General features: G+C 69.1%; 23 protein-coding genes. 10 read left to right on the top strand and 13 right to left on the bottom strand.

The window, feature by feature from the left end; all coding sequences use genetic code 11:
* Positions 1–11 precede the first annotated feature (11 nt).
* Together ACWFRU_RS02600 and fasR are read right to left on the bottom strand one after the other, a co-directional pair.
* Positions 12–959 carry an ACP S-malonyltransferase gene (locus ACWFRU_RS02600; RefSeq protein ID WP_453683937.1) on the bottom strand — a complete coding sequence of 316 codons (948 nt, stop codon included), beginning with the start codon at positions 957–959 and terminating at the stop codon, positions 12–14.
* A gap of 89 nt (positions 960–1,048) precedes the next feature.
* Positions 1,049–2,188, bottom strand: a complete 1,140-nt coding sequence (gene fasR, locus ACWFRU_RS02595; RefSeq protein WP_361822989.1) for a fatty acid biosynthesis transcriptional regulator FasR — start codon at positions 2,186–2,188, stop codon at positions 1,049–1,051.
* A 185-nt stretch (positions 2,189–2,373) separates the two neighbouring features.
* Between fasR and ACWFRU_RS02590 the strand changes: the two genes are divergently transcribed.
* Complete coding sequence (locus tag ACWFRU_RS02590) at positions 2,374–3,042, top strand: pirin family protein (RefSeq protein WP_453683935.1); 669 nt, start codon at positions 2,374–2,376, stop codon at positions 3,040–3,042.
* A 274-nt stretch (positions 3,043–3,316) separates the two neighbouring features.
* Here the strand turns inward: ACWFRU_RS02590 and ACWFRU_RS02585 are convergent, their stop codons facing one another.
* Positions 3,317–4,132: a serine hydrolase domain-containing protein gene (locus ACWFRU_RS02585; protein ID WP_453683933.1), complete on the bottom strand. Its 816-nt coding sequence runs from the start codon at positions 4,130–4,132 to the stop codon at positions 3,317–3,319.
* A gap of 19 nt (positions 4,133–4,151) precedes the next feature.
* Positions 4,152–4,640 (bottom strand): GNAT family N-acetyltransferase, encoded by a 489-nt coding sequence (locus ACWFRU_RS02580; RefSeq protein ID WP_453683932.1) that lies wholly within the window; start codon positions 4,638–4,640, stop codon positions 4,152–4,154.
* 123 nt (positions 4,641–4,763) lie between these two features.
* On the opposite strand from ACWFRU_RS02580, the gene ACWFRU_RS02575 reads away from it, so the two are divergent.
* Both ACWFRU_RS02575 and ACWFRU_RS02570 read left to right on the top strand, forming a co-directional pair.
* A complete protein-coding gene (locus tag ACWFRU_RS02575; protein WP_453683930.1) occupies positions 4,764–5,333 on the top strand; it encodes a MerR family transcriptional regulator in 570 nt (189 codons plus the stop codon).
* A gap of 5 nt (positions 5,334–5,338) precedes the next feature.
* The gene (locus tag ACWFRU_RS02570) at positions 5,339–6,403 is read left to right on the top strand and encodes an aldo/keto reductase (protein ID WP_453683929.1); all 1,065 of its coding nucleotides are present in this window, start codon (positions 5,339–5,341) and stop codon (positions 6,401–6,403) included.
* A 119-nt stretch (positions 6,404–6,522) separates the two neighbouring features.
* On the opposite strand, the gene ACWFRU_RS02565 is transcribed toward ACWFRU_RS02570, so the two are convergent.
* The 7 genes from ACWFRU_RS02565 to ACWFRU_RS02535 all read right to left on the bottom strand — a co-directional run bounded on the left by ACWFRU_RS02565 (position 6,523) and on the right by ACWFRU_RS02535 (position 14,371).
* Positions 6,523–7,752, bottom strand: coding sequence for an acyltransferase family protein (locus tag ACWFRU_RS02565; RefSeq protein WP_453683927.1), 1,230 nt, complete (start codon positions 7,750–7,752; stop codon positions 6,523–6,525).
* Complete coding sequence (locus ACWFRU_RS02560; protein WP_453683925.1) at positions 7,749–8,984, bottom strand: alpha/beta hydrolase; 1,236 nt, start codon at positions 8,982–8,984, stop codon at positions 7,749–7,751. The genes ACWFRU_RS02565 and ACWFRU_RS02560 overlap by 4 nt, the downstream gene beginning before the upstream one ends.
* A 151-nt stretch (positions 8,985–9,135) precedes the next feature.
* Positions 9,136–9,807 (bottom strand): response regulator, encoded by a 672-nt coding sequence (locus ACWFRU_RS02555; protein ID WP_453683924.1) that lies wholly within the window; start codon positions 9,805–9,807, stop codon positions 9,136–9,138.
* Entirely contained in the window at positions 9,804–11,168 is a 1,365-nt protein-coding gene (locus tag ACWFRU_RS02550) for a sensor histidine kinase (protein WP_453683922.1), read from the bottom strand. Before ACWFRU_RS02550 ends, ACWFRU_RS02555 begins: the two co-directional genes overlap by 4 nt.
* A gap of 154 nt (positions 11,169–11,322) precedes the next feature.
* On the bottom strand, positions 11,323–12,204 hold the full coding sequence (locus ACWFRU_RS02545) for a DUF4429 domain-containing protein (RefSeq protein ID WP_453684505.1): 882 nt from the start codon (positions 12,202–12,204) through the stop codon (positions 11,323–11,325).
* A 66-nt stretch (positions 12,205–12,270) separates the two neighbouring features.
* Positions 12,271–13,482, bottom strand: coding sequence for an alpha/beta hydrolase (locus ACWFRU_RS02540; protein ID WP_453683921.1), 1,212 nt, complete (start codon positions 13,480–13,482; stop codon positions 12,271–12,273).
* A 244-nt stretch (positions 13,483–13,726) separates the two neighbouring features.
* On the bottom strand, positions 13,727–14,371 hold the full coding sequence (locus ACWFRU_RS02535; RefSeq protein ID WP_453684503.1) for a TetR/AcrR family transcriptional regulator: 645 nt from the start codon (positions 14,369–14,371) through the stop codon (positions 13,727–13,729).
* A 176-nt stretch (positions 14,372–14,547) separates the two neighbouring features.
* Here ACWFRU_RS02535 and ACWFRU_RS02530 point away from each other — a divergent pair, with 176 nt between their 5' ends.
* Positions 14,548–16,158, top strand: coding sequence for an MFS transporter (locus tag ACWFRU_RS02530; RefSeq protein WP_453683919.1), 1,611 nt, complete (start codon positions 14,548–14,550; stop codon positions 16,156–16,158).
* Positions 16,159–16,368: 210 nt separating this feature from the next.
* Positions 16,369–16,785 carry a peptidase inhibitor family I36 protein gene (locus tag ACWFRU_RS02525; RefSeq protein WP_453684501.1) on the top strand — a complete coding sequence of 139 codons (417 nt, stop codon included), beginning with the start codon at positions 16,369–16,371 and terminating at the stop codon, positions 16,783–16,785.
* Here ACWFRU_RS02525 and ACWFRU_RS02520 read toward each other — a convergent pair.
* On the bottom strand, positions 16,766–17,686 hold the full coding sequence (locus ACWFRU_RS02520; RefSeq protein ID WP_453683917.1) for a potassium channel family protein: 921 nt from the start codon (positions 17,684–17,686) through the stop codon (positions 16,766–16,768). The genes ACWFRU_RS02525 and ACWFRU_RS02520 overlap by 20 nt on opposite strands.
* Positions 17,687–17,827: 141 nt before the next feature.
* Positions 17,828–20,560 (bottom strand): pyruvate dehydrogenase (acetyl-transferring), homodimeric type, encoded by a 2,733-nt coding sequence (gene aceE, locus ACWFRU_RS02515; RefSeq protein ID WP_453683915.1) that lies wholly within the window; start codon positions 20,558–20,560, stop codon positions 17,828–17,830.
* A 413-nt stretch (positions 20,561–20,973) separates the two neighbouring features.
* Here aceE and ACWFRU_RS02510 point away from each other — a divergent pair, with 413 nt between their 5' ends.
* The 5 genes from ACWFRU_RS02510 to ACWFRU_RS02490 all read left to right on the top strand — a co-directional run bounded on the left by ACWFRU_RS02510 (position 20,974) and on the right by ACWFRU_RS02490 (position 24,730).
* Positions 20,974–21,411 (top strand): DUF3052 domain-containing protein, encoded by a 438-nt coding sequence (locus tag ACWFRU_RS02510; RefSeq protein ID WP_361189495.1) that lies wholly within the window; start codon positions 20,974–20,976, stop codon positions 21,409–21,411.
* A 199-nt stretch (positions 21,412–21,610) separates the two neighbouring features.
* The gene (locus ACWFRU_RS02505; protein WP_363208502.1) at positions 21,611–22,078 is read left to right on the top strand and encodes a peroxiredoxin; all 468 of its coding nucleotides are present in this window, start codon (positions 21,611–21,613) and stop codon (positions 22,076–22,078) included.
* 140 nt (positions 22,079–22,218) lie between these two features.
* Positions 22,219–22,794, top strand: a complete 576-nt coding sequence (locus tag ACWFRU_RS02500; RefSeq protein ID WP_361827689.1) for a TerD family protein — start codon at positions 22,219–22,221, stop codon at positions 22,792–22,794.
* A 147-nt stretch (positions 22,795–22,941) separates the two neighbouring features.
* On the top strand, positions 22,942–23,517 hold the full coding sequence (locus ACWFRU_RS02495; RefSeq protein WP_365817340.1) for a TerD family protein: 576 nt from the start codon (positions 22,942–22,944) through the stop codon (positions 23,515–23,517).
* Positions 23,518–23,581: 64 nt separating this feature from the next.
* The gene (locus ACWFRU_RS02490; RefSeq protein ID WP_453683913.1) at positions 23,582–24,730 is read left to right on the top strand and encodes a DUF475 domain-containing protein; all 1,149 of its coding nucleotides are present in this window, start codon (positions 23,582–23,584) and stop codon (positions 24,728–24,730) included.
* Positions 24,731–24,843: the final 113 nt, after the last annotated feature.

Genomic DNA, 24,843 nt, shown 5'->3' with positions numbered 1-24,843 from the left:
CTGGCTCCTTCTCAGGCACCCGCCGCGTCGGCGGCGGATGCGGTGTCGGCGATGAGCTCAGATGCGGCGTCGAGGTCGTCGGGGGTCTTCAGGGCCACCGTGCGCACCCCGGGCAGGGCGCGCTTGGCGAGGCCGGTCAGCGTGCCACCGGGGCACAGCTCGATCAGTGCCGTGGCGCCCAGGTCCTTGAACGTCTCCATGCAGAGGTCCCAGCGCACCGGGTTGGCCACCTGGCCGACCAGGCGGGACACGACGTCCGCGCCGGTCGCCACGGCCTGGCCGTCGCGGTTCGAGACGTACGTGAGCTTCGGGTCGGCCGGGTCGAGGGCCTTGGCGGCCTCTTCGAGTGTGGCGACCGCGGGTGCCATGTGGTGCGTGTGGAACGCGCCCGCCACCTTCAACGGTACGACGCGGCGGACGCCTTCGGGCTTGTCCTCGGCGAGCGCCGCGATCTGCTCGGCGGTGCCGGCGGCGACGATCTGGCCCGCGCCGTTCACGTTCGCCGGCGTCAGGCCGAGCTTCTCCAGGTGCGGGATGGTGACCTCGGGGTCGCCGCCGAGCAGCGCCGCCATGCCGGTCTCCGTGATCGCGGCGGCGTCGGCCATGGCCAGACCGCGCTTGCGCACGAGGCCGAGGGCGGCCTCCTCGGTGAGCACACCGGCGTACGCGGCGGCGGTGATCTCGCCGACGCTGTGTCCCGCGACCGCGCCGGGCTTGTGCGCGGCGAGGGCGTCACTGAGTGCCGCGGCCGACAGCAGACCGGCGGCCACAAGCAGGGGCTGGGCCACGGCGGTGTCGCGGATCGCGTCCGCGTCGGCCTGCGTGCCGTAGTGGGCAAGGTCGAGCCCGATGGCGTCCGACCAGGCACCGATGCGGTCGGCCGCACCGGGGAGGTCGAGCCAGGGGGTCAGGAAGCCGGGCGTCTGAGCGCCTTGGCCGGGAGCGACGAGTACGAGCACTCTCACACTCTCTCTTGTGGACGGTAGAAGCCGCCCGTGGGGACAGGGACGAAGAACCGCTGGGGGAATTGTAGAGGCCCGACAAAATCCTACGGTTGGAGATCTCCGTCGGCCAGACGCCCCAGGATCAGCGCGATCCGCAGCGTGAATGCGGAGCGCACATCGGAGGGTGACCAGCCGGTGACGTCAGTCACACGTCGCAGCCGGTAGCGCACGGTGTTGGGGTGCACGAAGAGCATCCGGGCCGCGCCTTCGAGACTGCTGGCCTGTTCCAGATAGACGCTGAGCGTCTCCAGGAGCGCGGAGCCGGCTTCCTCCAGTGGTCTGTAGATCTCCTCCACCAACTGCTCGCGCGCGGCGGGATCGCTCGCGATCGCGCGCTCCGGCAGGAGATCGTCCGCCAGGACGGGGCGCGGGGCGTCCTGCCAGGCGGCACAGGCCTTGAGCCCGGCGGCCGCGGCTTGCGCGGACCGGGTGGCGGCCAGCAGGTCGGGGACGATGGGCCCGGCGACGACGGGTCCGGCCGCGTACGGGCCGATCAGACCCTTGGCGACCTGCAGCGGATTGTCGCTGCCACCCGCGATGACGACAAGACGGTCGCCGAGCACACCGGTCAGGACCTGCAGCTTGGCGTGCCGCGCGGCGCGGCGGATGGCCTCGACGGTGAGTTCGCTGTCGCCGTCGGGCGCGGTGCCGAGAACGACGCAGACGTGCTCGGGGGAGTTCCAGCCGAGCGCCGCGGCCCTGCTCACCGCCCCCTCGTCGGCCTCTCCGGAGAGCACCGCGTTCACGACGAGGGACTCGAGGCGGGCGTCCCAGGCACCGCGTGCCTCGGCGGCCTGCGCGTAGACCTGCGCCGTGGCGAAGGCGATCTCGCGGGCGTACACGAGGAGCGCCTCGCGAAGGATGGATTCGTCTCCCGGCGCCGCGATCTCGTCGACCGCCGACTCCATGACCTCGATCGTCGTACGCACCATCTCCACGGTCTGGCGCAGGGTGATCGCCCTGGTCAGCTCGCGGGGTGCGGTCCCGAAGACATCGGTGGAGATCGCCTGTGGCGCGTCCGGATGCCGGAACCACTCGGTGAACGCGGCGATACCGGCCTGCGCGACCAGACCGATCCACGACCGGTTCTCGGGAGGCATGGCCCGGTACCAGGACAGCGTCTCGTCCATGCGCGCGATGGCCTGCGCCGCGAGGCTGCCGGATGACTGTTCGAGGCGCTTCAGCGTGGCTGAGTGCGCGTGAGCCTTCCGGTGTGCGTCCTGACGAGCGGCTTCCTCGTGGCGCGCGGCTTCCTCGTGGGCTGCCTGATGGGCGTCCTGGCGGGCTTCGTTCGCAGAAGGTTCGGGCACGGGGACAAGACTGCCTTATCGGGACGGGGGAGTGCGGTGCCGGGTCTAACGTGGGGTGTGTGATTGATGTACGGCGCTCCGGAGGCCGGTACCGCGGCGGGGAGCCCGGCGCCGGTGTCGAGACCTTCCACGCCTTCTCCTTCGGGCCGCACTACGACCCGGACAACCTCCGCTTCGGCGCGGTCCTGGCCTGCAACGAAGAGCGTCTGGCGCCCGGCGCGGGCTTCGACGAACACCCGCACAGCCACACCGAGATCGTGACCTGGGTGGTCGAGGGCGAACTGACGCACCGCGACTCGGCGGGGCATGCCTCGGTGGTCCGCCCCGGCGACGTCCAGCACCTGAGCGCGGCCGGCGGCGTCCGGCATGTGGAACGCAACGACGGCGACGACCCGTTGGTCTTCGTGCAGATGTGGCTTTCCCCGCTCAGTCCCGGCGGCGACCCGGCCTACGAGGTGGTCCACGGCATCGCGGACTCCACTCCGTACGCGGTCCCGGCCGCGGGCGCGCTCCTGCACGTCCGCAGGCTCGCCGCGGGCGAGCGCACCGCCATCCCGGACGCCCCCTTCGCGTACGTCCACGTCGTACGCGGCGAAGTCCACGTGGCCACCGAAACCCTGACCCAGGGCGACGCGGCCCGCATCACGGACGCCGAGGGCCTGGAGGCAGTAGCGGGACCCGGGGGCACGGCGGAACTGCTGGTGTGGGAGATGACGGGCGGGGGCTGAGGCTGCGCGCATGCCGCTGGGGGAGTCGTGCCGCTTCGGGGGCGCCTCCTCTGCGGCTGCCGCTGTCGCTGCCGCTGCCGCTGTGGGCAGTCGTGCCGCTGGGGCGGCACGGGTGGGCACAGCGGCAGCACCCCGCTCCCGCCGGGCTGCGGAAACGCTCCTTGCGGCAACTGGGACGCGGGGCGCGGCACAAGGCAGTGCGGCGGCACGGCACGCAGCAACCGCCGGGCACAGCTGAAGCCAGGCCAGGCCCCCGCAAAGCGCGAGCGACCCCTCAGAGTTCGGAAAGCACCGCGTCCGTGAACGGAGGCCACGCCTCGACGGCCCACGGCCCGAACGCCCGATCCGCCAGAGCGACACACGCCGCCCCCGCATCGGGATCGACCCAGAGGAACGTCCCCGCCTGCCCGAAGTGCCCGAACGTCCGCGGCGACGAGGAACTCCCCGTCCAGTGCGGCGACTTCGAGTCCCGGATCTCGAACCCGAGCCCCCAGTCGTTGGGACTCTGATGCCCGTACCCGGGAAGCACACCCTTGAGCCCCGGATACGCCACGGACATCGCCTCGCTCACCGTCCGCGCGTCGAGCAACCGCGGCGCCTGCACCTCGGCGGCGAACTTCACCAGGTCGTCGACGGTGGACACCCCGTCCTTGGCGGGCGAGGCCTCTCCGTCGAGCGTGGTGGACGTCATCCCGAGCGGCTCCAGCACGGCCTGCCGCAGATACTCCCCGAAGGGAATGTCCGTCGCCTTGGCGATGTGATCCCCGAGCACCTCGAACCCGGAGTTCGAGTACAGCCGCCGCGTTCCGGCGGGCGCCGTCACCCGGTGCTCGTCGAACGCGAGACCACTCGTGTGCGCAAGAAGATGCCGCACCGTCGAACCCTCGGGCCCGGCGGGCTCATCGAGCTCGACCGCCCCCTCCTCGTACGCCACCAGCACCGCGTACGCCGCCAGCGGCTTGGTGACCGAAGCGAGCGCGAAACGGTGCCCGGTGGGTCCGTGCTTCCCGACGACCGTGCCGTCCGCGCGCACGACGGCGGCGGCAGCGGTGGGGACCGGCCAGTTCTCGATCAACGCCAGGCTCTGCATGCCCACGAGCCTATGCGCCTCACAGGCTCCGCCGCATCGAGGGGTCAGGCTTGCGCACGAACCCGAGCGAGGCGTACAGCGGCTCGGCCTCCGCCGACGCGTTGAGATCCACACTCCCCGCACCCCGCTGCCGGAACCAGTCGAGCAGCACCTCCATGCACGCCCGCGCATACCCACGCCGCCGCTGGTCCGGGTCGGTGGCCACGCTGAACACATGGCCGATGACGCCCCGCGGATTGCCCGCCCGTCCGATGCGGTAGTCCAGCGTTCCCACCACCAGCGCCGCGAGCTTGCCGGGCCGGTCCGGCCGGTCGACGACGAAGGCGACGAAGTCGCCGTCCTGATCGGCCAGTTTGTTCCGGACAATGGGCAGGGACTCGGCATGCCAGCCGGTGTCGGACTCGACGGCGGCGGCCGAGCCGGTGGCGAAGATCGAGTCGATCATCACCTGCCGCAACCTGATCAGTTCCTCGGCATCATCTGGCGTGGCGCGTCGCACAACACTCATGATCGGCACCGTAACCACCGCGGGAAGCAGCGTCCCCCGTTTTTCCGAGGGTTTGTTTCCGTCACATATTTCCTCCCGGTTCCGCTTGCTTAGAGCGCACTCCAAGGTTCTAGCGTGGTGGTCATGACGGTGATGGAGACCGAGACCACCCGAACAAAGGGCCCCGCGCAGGGCGTGACCGAAGCGCCCCCAGGCGCCCCCGGCAGCACCGAAACCGCCGCCGCTACTGGCGCTGGCACCGCTACCGGCACTGGCACCGGCACCAGGGCTGACGCCTGCGCCTCGGCACCCACCACGCACCCTCGCCCGAACGGCCAGGACCACTACACGATCAGCGAGGTCGTCGCCTTCATCGGCCTGACCGCACACACCCTGCGCTGGTACGAGCGGATCGGCCTGATGCCGCACATCGACCGCTCCCACACGGGCCAGCGCCGCTACCGCAACCGCGACCTGGACTGGCTCACCTTCGTCGGCAAGCTCCGCCTGACCGGCATGCCGGTGGCGGACATGGTCCGCTACGCCGAGCTGGTGCGCGAGGGCGACCACACCTTCACCGAGCGCCACGAGCTCCTCGAACAGACCCGCCGCGACGTCCGCACCCGCATCGCGGAACTGCAGGACACGCTCGCCGTGCTCGACTACAAGATCAACTTTTACGCTGACGCCCGCCCGGCGTCGGAGAGGCACTGACACCGATGACCTCAGAGACACCCAAGCCCCCCACGGCAACCGGAGCCCTCGGCGGGACGCCCGAATCGATCGCGAAGGTGCAGCTCGGCACAGGCGGCCCCGAAGTCGGCGTCCAGGGACTCGGCTGCATGGGCATGAGCTTCGCCTACGGCCCCACCGACGCCGAAGAGGCCCGCGCGACCCTGGAACGAGCCCTCGAACTGGGCGTCACCTTCTACGACACCGCCGACGCCTACGCCGCCGGTGAGAACGAGAAGTTCCTCGCCCCCTTCCTCAAGGCCCACCGCGACGAGGTCATCCTCGCCACCAAGTTCGCCCTGGCCATCGACCCGAACGACTCGACCAAGCGGATCATCAACAACGACCCCGCCTACATCCGCGCCTGCGTCGACGCCAGCCTCCAGCGCCTGGACGTGGACGTCATCGACGTCTACTACATGCACCGCCGCGACCCCCAGGTGCCGATCGAGGAAACGGTCGGCGTGATGGCCGAACTCGTCGCCGCCGGCAAGGTCAAGCACCTCGGCCTCAGCGAGGTCACCGGCCCCGAACTCCGCGCCGCCCACGCCGTCCATCCCATCGCCGCCCTCCAGTCGGAGTGGTCGCTCTTCAGCCGTGACATCGAGCGGGGCGTGGTCCCCGCCGCCGCCGAACTCGGTGTCGGCCTCGTCCCCTACTCCCCGCTCGGCCGTGGCTTCCTCACCGGCTCGTTCGTCAGCGCCGACAAGGAACTCGGCAAGGACGACTTCCGCCGCCAGCAGCCCCGCTTCACGGGAGACAACGCCGCCGCCAACGCGGCCCTCCTCGAACCCGTCCGCACCGTCGCCGAAGCCCATGGCGCGAGCCTCGGCCAGGTAGCCCTGGCCTGGGTCCAACAGCAGGCGCAGGTACACGGACTGGCCGTCGTCCCCATCCCCGGCACGCGCAAGCGCACCCGAGTCGAGGAGAACACCGCAGCCACCCATCTCGAACTCACCCCCTCCGACCTCGCTCTCCTGAACCCCATCGCCACCCAGGTGGCAGGCGACCGCTACGCCGACATGACCTTCACCTCGGCGGGCCGCGAGTAACCCACGGACCGGCCACCCGAGGGGCAGCCCACCCCATGAACTTGCCACCCCGAGGGGCAGCCCACAGACCGGCCACCCCGAGGGGCGCAGCCCGCCCCTCGGGCCCCCCATCCCGCCGATCACGCCAGCCCCAGGGCGAACACCGCAAACCCGGCGGCCAAGAGCCCGGCGAGGGCCCTTCGCGGGGGTGTGGCGCGCTTCCATGGGGACTCGAACCCGCGGGTGTAGCGGCCTATCAGCAGCAGGAGCCCTCCGAAGACCGGCAGCCAGGCGATCCGGGCGGCTATCCAGGTCCAGGTGTCCGGGCCCGCCGTCAGCCCCGGCACCGTGCCGCCGAGGAACGAGCCCGGCACGGCCGCCGCGAGCATCGCGGTCTGGTGCCAGCAAAGGATCGTCATCGCCGACAGGTTGATCACCACCACCGGCGCCCACAGGGCGGGCCTGCGCAGCAACTTCCCGATGTGATCCCGCAGCAGGATCGCCGCACCGCTCTGCGCGGCGGCCAGCGCCAGGACCAGCAGCGAGGGCGGGTGGGAGTTAGTCCGGGCCTCGCCAGGGACGCCCACCATCGACGCCGGATAGTGGAAGACGAACAGCAGGGCCGCGAAGAGGGCGGTTCCGCCGACGAGCAACAGCCACGCCCCGCGCCGGCCCAACTTCTTCTCGCCCCAACTGACGCCCAGTTGGTAGGCGAACATCCAGCCGGGCAGCAGATTCAACAGGCTCAGCCAGGACGGCATCGCGCCACCGAACGGCCCGTAGCGCAGGAAGTCGACGACGGCGACCGATCCGAGCAGCGGCGCCGCGGCCCATGCACCTAGCCGCTCGGCGGCCTTGATGCACCAAGGAGTGAGCGCGGTGATCACCGCATAGATCCCCACGAACCACAGCGGCTGTATCACCAGCGTGGACCCCGTGCGCAATGTCGTGCCCGGCACCCCCATCGCGTACAGCACGGGGATCAACGCGGCCCAGACGGCCGTCACGCCGAGGACCGGCCGTCCAAGACGCGCCACACGCCCGTGAAGCCAGCTGTTCGTCGATTCCCTGCGCGCCGCTGCCCGCCGGTAGGACAGGACGGAGGCATAGCCGCCCACCAAGAAGAAGATGCCGAGCATCTGCAGCACCCAACTCAGCGGCGCGAAGAAGCCGAACGACGCCAGAGGGCTCGCGTTGTGCAGCGCGCCGCCCGCGTCGAGCGTGAATCCGCCGAGCAGCCAGTGCCCGGTCGGCACGGCGAGCAGGGCGAGCGCTCGCAGCCCGTCTATGGCCCGGTCTCGATGCGCGGGCGTCTTGGCGTCGATCGCCGAAGCTGCCGTGCGCAGGCTGGTCAGTGCGTTGAGGCTCATGGCCGCTCTCCGATGGGGCGGGCCTCGACGGAAGGCGCACTTCCGTCGGTGCCGATGGTGCCGAGGCTGCCGATGTCAGGGGTGCGGTCGGCGGGCGTGCCCGCGATGGCAGCGAAGGCTTGGAGGGAGTCCGTCCCCGGGGCGAAGTAGCCGGTATGCCCCTCGGCCCGCTCCGCGGGAACACGCCGGGCGCCAAACCCCGGATCGGCCGGGTCCTCGCCATGGCCGAGGCCGAACAGCTCGACGTTCGGCACGTCACCGATCCAGTCGCTGTCGTCCTTGGCCACCCATACACGGGCGGAGGTCCGCAGATCGGCCACGTTGTCCGCGCGCATGCCAGGGGAGCCGAGCACCACCAGGTCGGACGCCGGGAGTTCGGGGGCCGCCAGGCCGCACACCACCGAGCCGTAGCTGTGGCAGAACACGGCGGGACGTGGGGCGCCGGTCGCCGTCAGGCCCTGCACGAACCGTGCGAGCCGCGGTGCACCCGCCTGCGCGAGCCGCCCCGTCGCGGCGTCGGGGCCGAGTCCGACCGGGGTGGTGTACCCGACCCAGGCCACTACAGCCGTGTCGTCGCCCGCCGCGGCGTGCAGGGAGCGTGCCATCCCGGCAGGCGTGCCGTACTTGTCGTTCGCGCGGTCGAAGGTGCTCAGGTCTATGTCCGAGCCCGGCACGACAACGGATACGTGGCGAGCTTTCGCCAAGTCCCCATGAGCCTCCGCTACTTGCCCCCTTCCGCGCGGGTCGAACGCGAGGATCTGCCGGCCGGGGGCCAGGAGCTCCTCGTATCGCGCGGCGAGGGATCGGGAGCGCTCATGGTCCTGCTGGGTAAGGCCCGGATCGTTCTCGCGAGCCTGCTCACGGGCGCGCTCGGCCTTGAGGGCAAGGGAGTTGGCCTCGAAGCGCAGAGAGGCCGGGGCGCCGTCCAGGTTGCCGACGACCGAAGGGTGCCGAGCGGCCAGCCTGTGCTGTTGCGCCTGGCTCAGTGAGTCGAAGAACGCGGCGACCCGGGCGGGGGCCGTGGCCGCCGGGTCAGGCAGCCGGACCCCCCACGTATGGTCCGCACGCCAGGCCTGTGTGCCCGGCGGTGGGCCCGTGATCGGCTGCTGCTCATTGCCGACCGCCCAGCCGGTCGTGCCTGCCACGATCGTCGTCGTGAGCGCCGCGGCGACCAGTGTCCGCTTGCTGCGGGTCTTCCAGCTCCCGCGGGCTTTCCAAGAACGAAGGCGCATGGCCCGTCTCCCTCCCCTACTCGTGGCACGCTCTGGCGTGACGAGGGGAAAAGTAGGGAGACGGTGCCCGTCGGCACCTCACACTGGGGAGCCAACTTGCGGGTCATACCGGGGTATGTGCAGCTCATACCGCGGTATGGGGAAGAGGGTTCTACTGCTCTCCGGGAGTGATCAGCCCTGACTCATAGGCGAAGATCACGGCCTGTGCGCGGTCCCGCAGGTCCAACTTGGACAGCACCTTGCCGATATGGGTCTTCACGGTCTGCTCGGCGAGGACCAGGCGCTCGGCGATCTCCTGGTTGGACAGACCGCGCGCGATCAGCGCCAGTACCTCGGTCTCACGCGCCGTCAGGCCGTTCAGTCGCAGCGACTGGTCGGTGCGCGGACGCTGCTTGGCGAAGTCCGTGATCAGCCGACGGGTCACGGACGGAGCGAGCAGTGCGTCCCCTGCCGCCACCACGCGCACCGCCGAGATCAGATCGGCGGGAGGGGCGTCCTTGAGGAGGAAGCCCGAGGCTCCGGCGCGCAGTGCCTCGTACACATAGTCGTCCACGTCGAACGTGGTGAGCATCAGCACCTTCGGCACGTGCACCACTCCGGGTGGCGGGTCCAACAGGGCACGTGCCGCGTTGAGTCCGTCCATCTCCGGCATCCGGACATCCATCAGGACGACATCGGGATGGGTGCTGCGGCTGACGTCGACACCCGCCTTGCCGTTCGGTGCCTGGCCCACGACGTCGATGTCGCTCTGGGCCGAAAGGAGTGCGGCGAAGCCGGCCCGCACCATGTTCTGGTCATCGACGATGATCACGCGGATGGTCATGCGGTGCCGGATTCCTTCTTGAGGAGTGGGAGTTGGGCCGCCACACGGAACCCGCCGTCGGGCAGCGGCCCGGCGTCGACCGTGCCGCCGACCAACCGTACGCGTTCGCGCATGCCGACGAGTCCGTGACCTGTGCCGCTGTGCTCCAACGAGTCGGGTGCCTCGGTGGGCGGGCCGTTGACCACGAGGATCAGCAGATGCTCCGCGTCCAGGGTCACGGTGATGGTGGTGCGAGCTCCCGGCGCGTGCCGCATCACGTTCGACAGGGCTTCCTGGACGATGCGGTAGGCGGACAGGTCGACGGCCGGGGTGACCTCGGCCAGCTCGGTGAGCACCGAAAGCTCAGGACGCGACAGATCGATCGGTATGCCCGCACGCACCGTGGCCTCCACCAGATGCGGCAGTCGGCTGAGCCCCGGCTGCGGGGACCGCTCGCCAGGTGTGTCCTCGCTGCGCAGCACGGTGAGCAACCGACGCATCTCGGTGAGGGATTCACGGGCGCTGGCCGCGATGCTCCCGAACTCCTCACGCGCCGCGTCCGGAAGACCGTCGAGGCGATAGGGCGCGGAATCGGCCTGCACCGTGATCACCGACATGTGGTGGGCGACGACGTCGTGCAACTCCCGGGCGATGCGGGCGCGTTCCTCCAGGAGCGTGCGCTGGGCGCGCTCGGCCTCGCTGATGGTCTCCTGCTCGACGAGTCTGCGCTGCGCGTCGCCGCGCTCGCGCAGCAGCGCGCCGAGCAGCAGCGCGCCGCCACTCAGCACGATCAGGAGCACGCTGGTGTCCTGGCTGCCGTCGTCGCGGAACGCACCGAGCACGAGGCTCACCACGACGGTGACCAGCCAGATCCCCAGGAGGGTGCGGCGGCTCTCGCGCAGGGACAGCAGAAGACACACGACCACGTAACCCACGATGATCATGGCCGTCCACGGGGCGGGGCGGTCCTCGCCCATGGACAGCGTCACGATCGCCCCGAGGACGTCCGCGACGATGATGATGCACCAGGCGGCCAACGGCCGGCTGACCGCAAGCAGCAGCGGCGCGGCCTGGGCCACCCCCAAGGCACCCGCGAGGCCGCCGCTCACCCCGTAGTCGTTCGCCAGCACCTGGGTGGTGACCGGGATCAGCGCCGCGACGAATCCCAGCGCGAGGATCAAGGGGAGCAGTCGCATCCAGCGCTTGGGCGCCCGCGCGAGGAGTGGCTCCGCCCGCCCCGAGGGCGTCGAGAGGAAGGCCCCTGCCTTGCCGAGCCCTTCGCGGACGCCCGCGGCCGCACGCCGGGAAGCGCCCCGGCGCCCCTCCGGCTCGGAGGCCGACGCGCGGGGGTCCTGGTCAGGTGGTGTCGATGCGGTGCTCATGGCCTGATCAGCGTAGGCAAGAAGCATGCCCCGCGGCGTCGTACCGCGGAGCTGACCTGCACCTCATACCCGGGTACGAACCAGCCTCCGCGCGCTACCCAGGTATGACCCGAGCCGGCAGCCCATGGCCCCGCCGAACGACAGCTCGGCCAGGTCACAGCTCCGCCAGCAGCTCGGCCTTCTTCATGGTGAATTCCTCGTCCGTGAGCAGACCGGACTGGTGCAGCTCACCGAGGTGCCGGATGCGTTCAGCGATGTCCGCCGGGTCACGACGGGCCACCGGAGCGCTGACGGGGACCGTGCCGGGCGTCAGGGCCGGGCCCGACGCCCGCACCGCGGCGAGCACCGACGCGGCGAACGGCAGCGACTCGTGCACCGGCCCGTATCCGAGGCCGAACACGACGGCCGCCGGATCCTGGTCCGCCTGCGCGGGCTGGGCGACCGGGGTCTCACGGCGCAGCAGCCGCAGATGGCCCTCGAAGACCTCGGGGGAGCGCCACTCGACGCCGCTCAGGTCCGTGACGAGGAAGCTCTGGTCGCCGGCCTTCCATTTCGCGGACGAAGCACCCGTCCAGAACCACCGGAACGCCACCGACTTGCCGTCGAAGGACGCCTTCCCGTCGTACGCCTTGAACTGCAGCGGAGTCTCCGGAGCGGCCACCAGGTAGCGGTCCGGTGGCCCGCAGTCGCTCTCCGCGAGCTGGGCCCGCAACTCGTCCGCGTAGTACTCGGCGAGCGTCTCCCGCTCGGCGGGCAGCACGAGTCGATACGGGTCGCAGCCGTCCTTGAGCTGGCCCGCGGCCGCCTCCATCAGCGGATCGGCCCCCGGTCTCGGCACGGCATGCAGGACGACCGTCCCGCGCTTGCCAGGAGTCAGTGTCACCGCCGCGATCGCCTCGTGGGGGATGCGGCGTTCGCCGAGCGCCTGAAGGAGCTTCGGCGTACGGATCCCCCGTTCGAAGCGGATGAGCACGGAGTCGGACTCGAACTCCCAGGCGGCATGAAATCCGGCCAGTACGTCACCCATGCGGCTCATCGTAGGCGGCACGCGCGCCTCCGTCCCTCCTGCGGCGTGCCGCTGTTTTGTCGATTTCTACGCGCGTCAGGCCACTGCCGCGCCGGAAAATTCCTTCCGGCAGGTGTCATCCCCGCTCGCACACTGCACCGAGCGGTACGAACCGATGCCGATGTCGGCGAAGTTTTTGAGACTCTCCGTGCCCGGCTCGAAATAGCCGGTGTGGCCGATCGCGCCGCGTGCGGAGAGCACGCGCGCACCGAAGTCCCGGGAGACGGGGTCGGCACCGTGGCCGAGCCCGCCGACCTCCATGTTTGGCACATCCTGGATCCAGTCGTCGCCGTCCCTTGTGGCCCAGATCCGGGCTCCTGTGCCCAGCTGTGTCGCCGTGTCCGCGCGCATGCCGGGACTGCCCGCGACGGCGATGTCGGAAACACGCGAGGGTAGCTGTCGTGCCGCGACCCCGCACACCACCGAGCCGTAGCTGTGGCAGTACAGCGCGACGGGTGAGTGCCCCGGCAGGCCACGGACCAGGGCATTGAGCCGGATCGCGCCGTCATCCGCACGCATGGACGTGGCGGCGTCCACTCCGAGCCCGACGGGCGCGGTGTAGTCGGCCCAGGCGATCACGGCGGTACGCGCGCGTGGGCTCGCCGCGTGCTCCGCGCCGTACAGGGCCTTGGCCATGCCGACGGGCGCCGAGTACTTGCGGTTCGTCCGCTCGAACGTCAGCACGTTCGTGTCCACGCCCGGCACCACGACCGACACCCTGGAGGCCCGGTCGAGGTCGCCGAAGACCTCGGCGATGCGCCCCGTTCCCATGGGGTCGAAGGACAGCACCTGCCGCCCCGGGCGCATCATCACGCCGAAGCGCTTCATTCTTCGCTCCGCCTCCTGTTGCCCGAGAAGGGAGAGCCGCTTGTCGTGCATGCGCTGTCGCTCGGTCTTGCGCGCTTGCCCCAGGGCGATGTGGTTCGCGCGATATCGCAGCTTTACGGGGGCACCGTTCATGTTGCCGACCGCAAGGGGATAGCGGGTGGCGAGGCGGGTGCGCTGCTGTGGGTTGAGCGACGCGAAGAAGTGGGCGAGCTTGCCGGCCGGGGCACTGGCGTCGGGCAGGTCCCGTCCACCGATGTGCCCGCGCTCCCAGGCTGAGAGCGAGGCCGCGAGCGGCGATGCGGCGTCCTTGTGGTGGCGTACCGCTGTCCAGCCCGTGGTCGCCAGCATGACGAACACGACGGCGAGCGCAAGCAGTGCGCGCCAGGCGCTGAGTTGAGGGGAGGAGTCGAAGGAAGTCACTACGGAACACCCTAGGAGAATCGTGATGCCTACCGTGCACCGGGTGAGGCAGATCACGTTTCCTCTGGGGTAATTGAGGCATAGCGGGCGCACTTTGGGCGCTTTCGTCACACTCCGTAGAGGGCGCAAGTGCGCTGCGCGCCCAGACGTACCACTACTGATGGTGCATCAATCACTTACCCAACGTGTTGATTTGTTCGACGGGTCGGTCCAACGAGTGACCCGCCGTGGAGCACGCGCGGCGTCACTTCGAGCGCCAGTTATCCGTCAACGCGGGCCCCAGATGGTCGAGATATGTCTCGGTGATCGCGCGGATCGACTCCACGCTCGAGTCCTCACCCGCACCCCACAGCCGCCCGGTGACGCGCATCACGCCGCTGAAGGCGGCCACCACCACGCGTGGTCGGGGGTCCGTGTCCAGGTCGAGCCCCTCACGCTCGGCGATCACGCACGCGATCTCCTCCTCCATCTCGATGGAGCGGCGCAGGTGCGCGGCGAGCAAGGAGGGGGTGGATTCGATCATCTGGTAGGTCCGCATGTGGAGTTCGACCGGAACGACCTCTTCGATGGACCGGCCCATCGCGTCCCAGGCTCCGAGGACGGCACCGCGCAGCGCCACGAACGGGGTTTCGTCGGCGGGGCGTTCACGCAGCGTCTCCACGAACCGCCGCTCCACCATCTCCTGTACGGCGAAGGCGGTCTCCTGCTTGTTGGCGAAGTACCGGAAGAACGTGCGCTGGGAGACGTCGACCGCCTCGGCGATCTCGTCGACCGTCGTCTCCTCGAACCCCTTGGTCGTGAAGAGCTCCAGCGCCGCACGCAGGAGCGCGTCACGGGTGCGCTGTTTCTTGCGCTCGCGCAGGCCCGGCCGAGAGGGCTCGACGGAGATGTCTCCGGAGGTCTCGGCCTGCGGTTTCGCGGGGTCCGCCGCTCGCTGCTCGGTCCTCACGCCATGGCCCTCTTTCCACCGTTCTGACCAGCTCACCTTACCTGTGAGCTACGTGACAGTTACCGACTTGTGAAATGGTTTGTCAACTGTCAGCGACTGACACTAGCCTCGAACGCATGACTAGTCAGATCACCGTCGACAAGGCGGACAAGGAGCCGGAGCCGGCGTCCGCTCCGGCCCCGGCCAAGGGGCTCCGCGGCCACCCTTGGCTGACGCTCTTCTCCGTCGCGATCGGCGTGATGATGGTCGCCCTGGACGGCACCATCGTCGCGATCGCCAACCCGGCCATCGCCAAGGACCTCGGCACCTCGATGGCCGGCGTCCAGTGGATCACCAACGGCTACCTCCTGGCGCTCGCCGTCGCGCTGATCACCGCCGGCAAGCTCGGTGACCGGTTCGGCCACCGGCAGACCTTCCTGATAGGCGTGGCGGGCTTCGCCGTGGCCTCGGGTGCCATCGGGTTCTCCAGCAGCGTCGGCCTGGTCGTCGCCTTCCGTGTGCTTCAGGGACTCTTCGGAGCGCTGCTCATGCCGGCCGCGCTCGGCCTGCTGCGCGCCACCTTCCCCGCCGAGAAGCTGAACATGGCGATCGGCATCTGGGGCATGGTCATCGGCGCCTCGACCGCGGGCGGCCCCATCGTCGGCGGCCTGCTCGTCGAGCACGTCAGCTGGCAGTCGGTGTTCTTCATCAACGTGCCGGTCGGCATCATCGCGCTCGGCCTCGGCCTGGTGATCCTCAAGGACCACCGCGCGGAGAACGCGCCGAAGTCCTTCGACATCCCCGGCATCGTCCTGTTGTCGGGCGGCATGTTCGCGCTGATCCTGGCCCTCATCAAGGGCTCCGAGTGGGGCTGGGGCGGATCCACGACGCTGCTCTTCCTCGCGGGTGCCGTGGTTCTCTTCGTGCTCTTCGCCTTCTGGGAGACGAAGGTCAAGGAACCGCTCATCCCGCTGGGCATGTTCAAGTCCATCCCGCTGTCCGCGGGCGTGGTGCTCATGGTCCTGATGGCCTTCGCCTTCATGGGTGGCCTGTTCTTCGTCACGTTCTACTTGCAGAACGTCCATGGGATGAGCCCGGTCGACAGCGGTCTGCACCTCCTGCCGCTGACGGCCATGATGATCGTGGCCTCGCCGATCGCCGGCGCCCTCATCACCAAGTTCGGCCCGCGCGTCCCGCTCGTCGGCGGCATGGTGGCCACGGCCGTCGCGATGTTCGGCATGTCCACGATGACGACGGACACCGCGACGCTGCCGATGTCGCTCTGGCTCGGTCTGCTCGGCCTCGGCCTCGCGCCCGTGATGGTGGGAGCCACCGAGGTCATCGTCGGCAACGCCCCGCTGGAGCTGTCCGGCGTGGCGGGCGGCCTCCAGCAGGCCGGCATGCAGGTCGGCGGTGCGCTCGGCACGGCGGTGCTCGGCGCGGTGATGGCCGCCCGGGTCGACGAAGACCTCCCCGCGAACTGGGCGGACGCCAAGCTTCCGCCCATGACCCCGGACCAGCTCGACCAGGCGTCCGCCGCCATCGAGATGGGTGGCGCCCCGGTTCCGCCGAAGGCGCCGGAGCCGGTCGCCGAGGCGATCACCTCGGTCGCGCATGACACGTTCGTGTCCGGCATGGGCCTGGCCTTCACCGTCGCCGGTGTCGTCGCGGTCGTCGCGGCCCTGGTCGCCACGGCGACCAAGCGAGGCGCCAACGCCGACGCGGGCGCCGGGGTCGGGCACATCTAGGCGCGCCCACATCCGGCGGAGCACCCGTCAGGTCTCGTATCAAGCACGCATCAGGGAAAGCCCCTCAGGGTTCAACTGGGGGGCTTTCGCCTATCTGGGTGACGCACATTCGTACCCCTTCCGACGGAGCTAGCGAGTGGGTCACAGTTCTGGCAAGTGATCCAGCAAGTGATCCACACGACACGGGAGTTGATGCAGATGCGTAGGACCATGCCCACGACCTTCGCCGTTGCCGCGCTCGCCACAGTGATCCTCGCCCCCACCCAGGCCGGAGCCACGGCACCGGCCGCACAGGCCGACCTCGCGACACCCGCGAAGCATGCCGGGGCCGCCGCGCCACCCACGCTCGCCGGGTGTGGGCCGGGAGAGCTCTGCCTATGGGGCAAGGCGAAGTTCAAAGGGGCCCGGCAGACGTTCGAGCTGTCCGAGATCGACATCGAGAGCTGTGTAGCGCTGCCGGAGGGGGGCAGCGCTCAAGCCCTCGCCAACCGCACGGGCCGGCCGGTCACCACGTACCAGTCCGCGGAGTGCGGCGAGACGGGCGAGTTCGACACCTATCCGGGGGGTGGCACCTGGGTCCCCGAATCGCCCTATCGCGTACGGGCGTTCAAGGTCTGGGAGACCTGACCGGAGGCACCTGAGGAGCACCCTCGGCGGGAGCAGCCCCAGCCCCGGCACCCGCCCCGGCACCCGCCCCGGCACCCGCCCCGGCACCCGCACCGGCACCCGCACCGGCCCCGGCACCCGCCCCCGCACCCCCACCGGCACCCGCCCCCGCCACGCCAGGCTTCGCCCCCGCCGACAGCGCCGTCACCTGTGCCCGCAGGGCTCGCACCTCCGCCGTCAGCGCCTCGATCGCCGCCGTCTGGCGCCGCTCCTCGATGTCGTCCCGGTCGAAGCGCGAGATGAACCACGCCGCGATGTTGGCGGTGACCACACCCAGAAGCGCGATGCCCGACAGCATCAGGCCGACCGCGAGTATGCGGCCGAGCCCGGTCGTCGGCGCGTGATCGCCGTAGCCGACGGTGGTCATCGTGGTGAAGGACCACCACACCGCGTCGCCAAGGGTCTTGATGTTGCCGTTCGGCGACTCCCGCTCCACCGAGAGAACGGCCAGCGAACCGAACATGAGGAGGCCCACGACAGCGCCGGCGACATAGGTCGTCAGCTGGATCTGCGATGCCATCCGGGCCCGGCGCCCGACCAGCAGCAGAGTCGAGACCAGCCGCAGCAACCGCAGCGGCTGCAGCATCGGGAGGAGGACAGCACATAGGTCGAGCCAGTGCGAGCGGATGAACTGCCTGCGGTGTTCGGTGAGGTAGAGGCGTACGAGATAGTCGACCGCGAACGCAGCCCAGACGATCCACTCCACCACCGTGCAGGTGGTTCCGACGCCCTTGCTCGCGTCGGGCAACACGATGGGCACGGCGTAGGCGACGGCGAAGGCCACCGCGAGCACGAGGAGCGGGGTTTGGGTGCGTCGCTCCCAACGGAGCTGTGCCGGCCGGTGCTTTTCGGGCGCTTCCATGCGCGCATCGTAGGAAACGCCGGAGGGCGGCGGGAGCCACCGCCCCACCGCCCTCCGAACGTCCTACGTGCTACAGGTGCCGCGCGGCCACACGGCTACGGCAACCACCGCAAGGCCCGAAGGCCCGAAGGCCCGCAAGGCCTAGGCGTCGCCTCCGGCAGCGCCCGGGTCGGCCGCCGTGACGTCGAGCAGCTGGTAGCGGTCGATGGCCTGCTTCAGTACGGAGCGGTCGAGCTTGCCCTCGCGGGCCAGCTCGGTGAGCACGCCGACCACGATCGACTGCGCGTCGATGTTGAAGAAGCGGCGGGCCGCACCGCGGGTGTCCGCGAAGCCGAAGCCGTCGGCGCCCAGGGACTGGTAGGTGCCCGGGACCCAGCGGGAGATCTGGTCGGGGACGCTCCGCATCCAGTCGGAGACGGCCACGAACGGACCCTCGGCGCCGGACAGCTTCTGCGTCACGTACGGGGTGCGCTGCTCCTCCTCGGGGTGCAGGAGGTTGTGGCGCTCCACGTCGACCGCCTCGCGGCGGAGTTCGTTCCAGGAGGTCGCCGACCAGACGTCCGCCTTGACGTTCCACTCCGAAGCGAGGATCTGCTGGGCCTCGACCGCCCACGGCACCGCGACACCGGAGGCGAGGATCTGCGCCGGGATGGCGCCCTGCTCGCCCGCCTTGAAGCGGTAGATGCCCTTGAGGATGCCGTCGACGTCCACATCGGCGGGCTCGGCCGGGTGCTGGATCGGCTCGTTGTAGACGGTGAGGTAGTAGAAGACGTCCTCGCTGTCAGGGCCGTACATCCGGCGCAGGCCGTCCTTGACGATGTGCGCGATCTCGTAGCCGAAGGCCGGGTCGTAGGCGACGCAGCCCGGGTTGGTCGAGGCGAGCAGCTGCGAGTGGCCGTCCGCGTGCTGGAGGCCCTCGCCGGTCAGCGTCGTACGGCCGGCGGTGGCGCCGAGGACGAAGCCGCGGGCCAGCTGGTCGGCCATCTGCCAGAACTGGTCGCCGGTGCGCTGGAAACCGAACATCGAGTAGAAGACGTACACGGGGATCAGCGGTTCGCCGTGGGTGGCGTAGGCCGAGCCCGCGGCGATCAGCGAGGCCGTGCAGCCGGCCTCGGAGATGCCGTCGTGCAGCATCTGGCCGGTCGGGGACTCCTTGTAGGCGAGGAGCAGCTCGCGGTCGACGGCCTCGTACTGCTGGCCGAGCGGGTTGTAGATCTTCGCGCTCGGGAAGAAGGCGTCCATGCCGAAGGTGCGGTACTCGTCGGGGGCGATCAGCACGAAACGCTTGCCGATCTCCTTGTCCCGCATGAGGTCCTTCAGGATGCGGACGAACGCCATGGTCGTGGCGATCGACTGCTGACCGGAGCCCTTCTTCGCGGCCGCGTACGTCTTGTCCTCGGGAAGCGGGAGGGGCTTCGAGCGGACCACGCGGGTCGGGACGTAACCGCCGAGGCCCTGGCGGCGGTCGTGCATGTACTGGATCTCTTCGGAGTCACGGCCCGGGTGGTAGTACGGCGGGGCGCCGCCCTCGAGCTGCTTGTCCGTGATCGGGATGTGCAGGCGGTCGCGGAAGCCCTTGAGGTCGTCGACCGTCAGCTTCTTCATCTGGTGGGTGGCGTTGCGGCCCTCGAAGTTCGGGCCGAGCGTCCAGCCCTTGACCGTCTGCGCCAGGATGACGGTCGGCTGGCCCTTGTGGGCCTTGGCCGCCGCGTACGCCGCGTAGACCTTCTTGTGGTCGTGGCCACCGCGGCCCAGGTGCAGGATCTGCTCGTCGGTCATGTTCTCGACCATGGCGCGCAGGCGGTGGTCGTCGCCGAAGAAGTGCTCGCGGATGTACGAGCCGGTCTCGGTCGCGTACGTCTGGAACTGGCCGTCGGGCGTGGTGTTGAGCCGGTTGACCAGGACGCCGTCGCGGTCCTGGGCGAGCAGCGGGTCCCAGCTGCGGTCCCAGACCAGTTTGATGACGTTCCAGCCGGCGCCGCGGAACTGTGACTCCAATTCCTGGATGATCTTGCCGTTGCCGCGCACCGGGCCATCGAGGCGCTGGAGGTTGCAATTGACGACGAAGGTCAGGTTGTCCAGGCCCTCGCGGGCGGCGATGGAGAGCTGGCCGAGCGACTCGGGCTCGTCCATCTCACCGTCGCCGAGATAGGCCCAGACGTGCGACTTGGAGGTGTCGGCGATGCCGCGCGCCTCCATGTAGCGGTTCATCCGTGCCTGGAAGATCGCGCCGAGCGGGCCGAGGCCCATCGAGACGGTCGGGAACTCCCAGAAGTCCGGCATCAGACGCGGGTGCGGGTAGGACGAAAGCCCGTTCGGAGCCTTCGACTTCTCCTGGCGGAACGCGTCGAGCTGCTGCTCGGAGAGCCGGTCGAGGAGGAACGCGCGGGCGTAGATGCCGGGGGACGCGTGCCCCTGGAAGAAGATCTGGTCGCCGCCGTCGCCCTCGTCCTTGCCGCGGAAGAAGTGGTTGAAGCCCACGTCGTAGAGCGAGGCGGAGGAGGCGAAGGTGGCGATGTGGCCGCCGACCCCGATGCCGGGACGCTGGGCGCGCGACACCATCACCGCGGCGTTCCAGCGGGTCGCGTTCAGGACCTTGCGCTCGATCTCCTCGTTGCCGGGGAAGAACGGCTCGTCCTTGGTGGCGATCGTGTTGATGTAGTCCGTGCTGCGCATCTCGGGCACGGCGACGCGCTTCTCGCGCGCGCGTTCGATGAGCCGGAGCATCAGGTAGCGGGCCCGCTCGCGGCCGCGTTCGTCGACCGCGGCATCGAGGGAGTCGAGCCACTCCTGGGTCTCTTCGGGATCGAAGTCCGGGACCTGACTCGGCAGGCCGCCAATGATGATCGGGTTGCGATCGGATCCGGAAGCCACGCTGTTCCTTCGCTGTTGGGGCTTTCGCCTGGGTTCTGCCTGGCTGTGAGACGTTCCCCATCGTGTACCGCGTAGACGCAATCGTCATCTCTACTGAGGGGTAACCGACGGGTCCGCCCGGCGGCCCTGGGGTAGGCTCGACCAAATCGCAACGATACGCCCATCCCGCCTAGCCGGTTCGTAAGGCCGTTCGGACCTCAGTTCCGTTCGGTGTCGTACGAGCGAAGTGCGAGCGGAGCAGGATCTGGCAGGTGGGCCTTGAGTTGCGGCGACACGGCCGGGAACGTCACCGTTTCAGCGGTCTTGACGGCCGGGTACTTGCGCGATCCGGTCCGCCCGTGTGGACTACCGCCAATGTCCCGCGCACGCGCGTGGATGAAGGCATTCCCGAAAACATGATCAGGAGGCAAGCCGTGAGCGCGACCGCGGACCACGCGGAGGAGCGGACCAACCCTGCCGCGAGGCTGGGTTTCCAGCCCGAGCAGGTGGTCCAGGAGATCGGCTACGACGACGATGTCGATCAGGAGCTCCGCGAGGCCATTGAAGGGGTGATCGGCAGCGAGCTCGTCGACGAGGACTACGACGACACTGCTGACGCCGTAGTGCTGTGGTTCCGCGAGGACGACGGCGACCTGACGGATGCGCTGGTGGACGCCACCCAGCTGATCGAAGAAGGCGGCGACCTCTGGCTGATGACGCCCAAGACAGGCCGTGACGGCTATGTCGAGCCGAGCGACATCAACGAAGCAGCCCAGACCGCCGGCCTCGCTCAGACCAAGAGCATCAACGCGGGCAAGGACTGGACGGGCAGCCGTCTGGTCACGCCGAAGGCGGCAGCCAAGAAGCGGTGAAGCTGCCGCTCAGGCAGCAGGAAGTCGACTGAGCCAACCGCCGTGAGCCCCCACCGACGCAAGCCGGTGGGGGCTCACGCGTGCGTGTGGGGGCGCGAGTGTCGCGCGAAAAGCGCCCGCCCTGCGGGGTGATCGGACGAAACGCCCGTTGCGTAGGGTGGTCATCACCCGAACAGCCCCACCGAAGGGATGCGAACTCATGGCGCTCGCCGGCATCGCGACCGACACCAAGGCCCCGGACTTCGAGCTGAAGGACAACCACGGCCGGACCGTGCGGCTGTCGGACTTCCGCGGCGAGAAGAACGTGGTGCTGCTCTTCTATCCGTTCGCGTTCACCGGGGTGTGCACGGGCGAGCTCTGCGCCCTGCGCGACGAGCTGCCGAAGTTCGTCAATGACGACACCCAGCTCCTCGCCGTCTCGAACGACTCCATCCACACCCTGCGTGTCTTCGCCGAACAGGAGGGCCTGGAATACCCGCTGCTCTCCGATTTCTGGCCGCACGGCGAGGCGTCACGCGCCTACGGAGTCTTCGACGAGGACAAGGGCTGCGCGGTGCGCGGCACGTTCATCATCGACAAGGAGGGCGTGGTGCGCTGGACTGTCGTGAACGGCCTGCCGGACGCCCGCGACCTCAACGACTACGTCAAGGCGCTCGGCACCCTGTGATTCCTCAGGGGTGACACCCTGTGATTCTTCAGGTGCAGAGCCTGTGGCGGCCGGGAACCGGTCACTAGGATCCACTCGTTGATCCGATGGCAAAGCACGACTGGGGCTCCCCGCCCCTGGACATCAATTTGGGAGGATTTGTGGGAGTCAGCCTCAGCAAGGGCGGCAACGTATCGCTGAGCAAGGAGGCCCCCGGCCTGACCGCGGTTCTGGTCGGCCTGGGCTGGGATGTCCGTACCACCACCGGTACGGACTTCGACCTCGACGCCAGCGCCATCCTGACGAATGCCGAGGGCAAGGTCAGCAGCGACGGCAACTTCGTGTTCTTCAACAACCTGAAGAGCCCGGACGGGTCCGTCGAGCACACCGGTGACAACACCACCGGTGAGGGCGAGGGCGACGACGAGGCGATCAAGGTCGACCTGGCCGCCGTCCCGGCCGACGTGGACAAGATCGTCTTCCCGGTCTCGATCTACGACGCCGAGACCCGCCAGCAGTCGTTCGGCCAGGTCCGCAACGCGTTCATCCGCGTCGTGAACCAGGCGGGCGGCGCGGAGATCGCGCGGTACGACCTCTCCGAGGACGCCTCGACGGAGACCGCCATGGTCTTCGGCGAGCTGTACCGCAACGGCGCGGAGTGGAAGTTCCGCGCCGTCGGCCAGGGTTACGCCTCGGGCCTGCGTGGCATCGCGCAGGACTTCGGCGTCAACGTCTGAGCCGAGTAACGCCCTCCGCCTTGTCGTCCGGCGCCGCACACCACGAGTGCGGCGCCGGACGCGCTCAAAACGCCTGCTCCCGGGCAGTGCTCCCGCACCATGGGGGACCGGGGAACTCTTGATCTCGAACCACGGGGAGGACACATCATGGGCGTCACGCTCGCCAAGGGAGGCAACGTCTCCCTCTCCAAGGCCGCACCGAACCTCACACAGGTCCTGATCGGCCTCGGCTGGGACGCGCGCTCCACCACCGGAGCACCCTTCGACCTCGACGCCAGCGCGCTGATGTGCAACTCGGGCCGGGTCATCGGCGACGAGTGGTTCGTCTTCTACAACAACCTGAAGAGCCCGGACGGCTCCGTCGAACACACCGGCGACAACCTCACGGGTGAGGGTGACGGTGATGACGAGTCGCTCCTCATCGACCTCTCCAAGGTTCCGGTCAACTGCGACAAGATCGTCTTTCCCGTCTCGATCCATGAGGCGGACAACCGCGGCCAGACGTTCGGCCAGGTCAGCAACGCTTTCATCCGCGTGGTCAACCAGGCCGACCACCAGGAGCTTGCGCGGTACGACCTCTCCGAGGACGCCTCCACGGAAACCGCGATGATCTTCGGTGAGGTGTACCGCTATGGCGGGGAGTGGAAGTTCCGTGCCGTTGGGCAGGGGTACGCGTCGGGTCTGCGGGGCATCGCTCTAGACTTCGGGGTCAATGTTTCGTAAAGCCGGGGACCGGCGCGGGGGAGACCGCTAAACGGGAGCCCGTACACACACGATTGGGTAGCCAGTGCTTCTGAAAACCTTCGGCTGGTCGTTCGCGGTTACCGCGCTCGGCCTGGTCGCGGCGGTGTTCTACGGGGGGTGGACAGGTTTCGGGATCGTGGCGATCCTGTCCATCCTCGAGATCTCGCTGTCCTTCGACAACGCGGTGGTCAACGCCGGAATCCTGAAGAAGATGAGTGCCTTCTGGCAGAAGATCTTCCTCACCATCGGTGTGCTGATCGCCGTCTTCGGCATGCGGCTCGTGTTCCCCGTCGCGATCGTGGCCATCAGCGCCAAGATCGGCCCGATCGAGGCTGTGCGTCTCGCGCTCAACGACAAGGACCAGTACCAGCAGCTGGTGACCGACGCTCACCCGTCGATCGCCGCGTTCGGTGGCATGTTCCTGCTGATGATCTTCCTCGACTTCATCTTCGAGGACCGTGACATCAAGTGGCTCGGCTGGCTGGAGCGCCCGCTGGCCAAGCTCGGCAAGATCGACATGCTGTCGGCCTGCATCGCGCTCATCGTCCTCATGGTCGCCGCGATGACCGTCGCCACCAACGCCCACCAGCACGGCGGCACACATGTGGACAAGGCGGAGACGGTGCTGCTCTCCGGCGTCGCCGGACTCATCACGTATCTGATCGTGGGTGGCCTCTCCGGCTTCTTCGAGAACAAACTCGAGGAAGAGGAGGAGCGCGAGCACGAGCAGGAGGAAGAGGCCAAGAAGAGCGGCAAGAAGGTTCCTGCCGTCGTCATGGCCGGCAAGGCCGCGTTCTTCATGTTCCTCTACCTCGAGGTCCTGGACGCGTCGTTCTCCTTCGACGGTGTCATCGGCGCCTTCGCCATCACCAACGACATCGTCCTGATGGCGCTCGGCCTGGGCATCGGCGCGATGTACGTCCGTTCGCTCACCGTCTACCTGGTCCGCCAGGGCACCCTCGACGACTACGTCTACCTGGAGCACGGCGCGCACTACGCGATCGGCGCCCTCGCCGCGATCCTGATCATCACGATCCAGTACGAGATCCACGAGGTCATCACCGGCCTCATCGGTGTCGTCCTGATCGCCTGGTCCTTCATCTCCTCCGTCATGCGCAACAAGCGCATCGCGGCCGAGGAGGGCAAGGGCTCCGGTTCGGACGAGAAGACCGAGGTTCCCTCCGGCGTCTGACGCAGGGTCCGACCCGTCCCCGGAGTGTGACGCGGGGCCGAGTGAGGAACGCTTCTGAGCGGGGCGGCCATCGAGGACGAGTCCTCCTGGCCGCCCCGTCGCATTCGTAAGGG

Source organism: Streptomyces sp. NPDC055099, assembly GCF_053607685.1.
This window is presented reverse-complemented; position numbering and strand designations above follow the sequence as displayed.

Bases quoted from the DNA above. Each gene is read 5' to 3' on its own strand.
- ACWFRU_RS02585 (WP_453683933.1), bottom strand. From the start codon at position 4,132: ATGCAGAGCCTGGCGTTGATCGAGAACTGGCCGGTCCCCACCGCTGCC.
- ACWFRU_RS02580 (WP_453683932.1), bottom strand. From the start codon at position 4,640: ATGAGTGTTGTGCGACGCGCCACGCCAGATGATGCCGAGGAACTGATC.
- ACWFRU_RS02575 (WP_453683930.1), top strand. From the start codon at position 4,764: ATGACGGTGATGGAGACCGAGACCACCCGAACAAAGGGCCCCGCGCAG.
- ACWFRU_RS02570 (WP_453683929.1), top strand. From the start codon at position 5,339: ATGACCTCAGAGACACCCAAGCCCCCCACGGCAACCGGAGCCCTCGGC.
- ACWFRU_RS02565 (WP_453683927.1), bottom strand. From the start codon at position 7,752: ATGAGCCTCAACGCACTGACCAGCCTGCGCACGGCAGCTTCGGCGATC.
- ACWFRU_RS02560 (WP_453683925.1), bottom strand. From the start codon at position 8,984: ATGCGCCTTCGTTCTTGGAAAGCCCGCGGGAGCTGGAAGACCCGCAGC.
- ACWFRU_RS02555 (WP_453683924.1), bottom strand. From the start codon at position 9,807: ATGACCATCCGCGTGATCATCGTCGATGACCAGAACATGGTGCGGGCC.
- ACWFRU_RS02550 (WP_453683922.1), bottom strand. From the start codon at position 11,168: ATGAGCACCGCATCGACACCACCTGACCAGGACCCCCGCGCGTCGGCC.
- ACWFRU_RS02545 (WP_453684505.1), bottom strand. From the start codon at position 12,204: ATGAGCCGCATGGGTGACGTACTGGCCGGATTTCATGCCGCCTGGGAG.
- ACWFRU_RS02530 (WP_453683919.1), top strand. From the start codon at position 14,548: ATGACTAGTCAGATCACCGTCGACAAGGCGGACAAGGAGCCGGAGCCG.
- ACWFRU_RS02525 (WP_453684501.1), top strand. From the start codon at position 16,369: ATGCCCACGACCTTCGCCGTTGCCGCGCTCGCCACAGTGATCCTCGCC.
- ACWFRU_RS02520 (WP_453683917.1), bottom strand. From the start codon at position 17,686: ATGGAAGCGCCCGAAAAGCACCGGCCGGCACAGCTCCGTTGGGAGCGA.
- ACWFRU_RS02505 (WP_363208502.1), top strand. From the start codon at position 21,611: ATGGCGCTCGCCGGCATCGCGACCGACACCAAGGCCCCGGACTTCGAG.
- ACWFRU_RS02495 (WP_365817340.1), top strand. From the start codon at position 22,942: ATGGGCGTCACGCTCGCCAAGGGAGGCAACGTCTCCCTCTCCAAGGCC.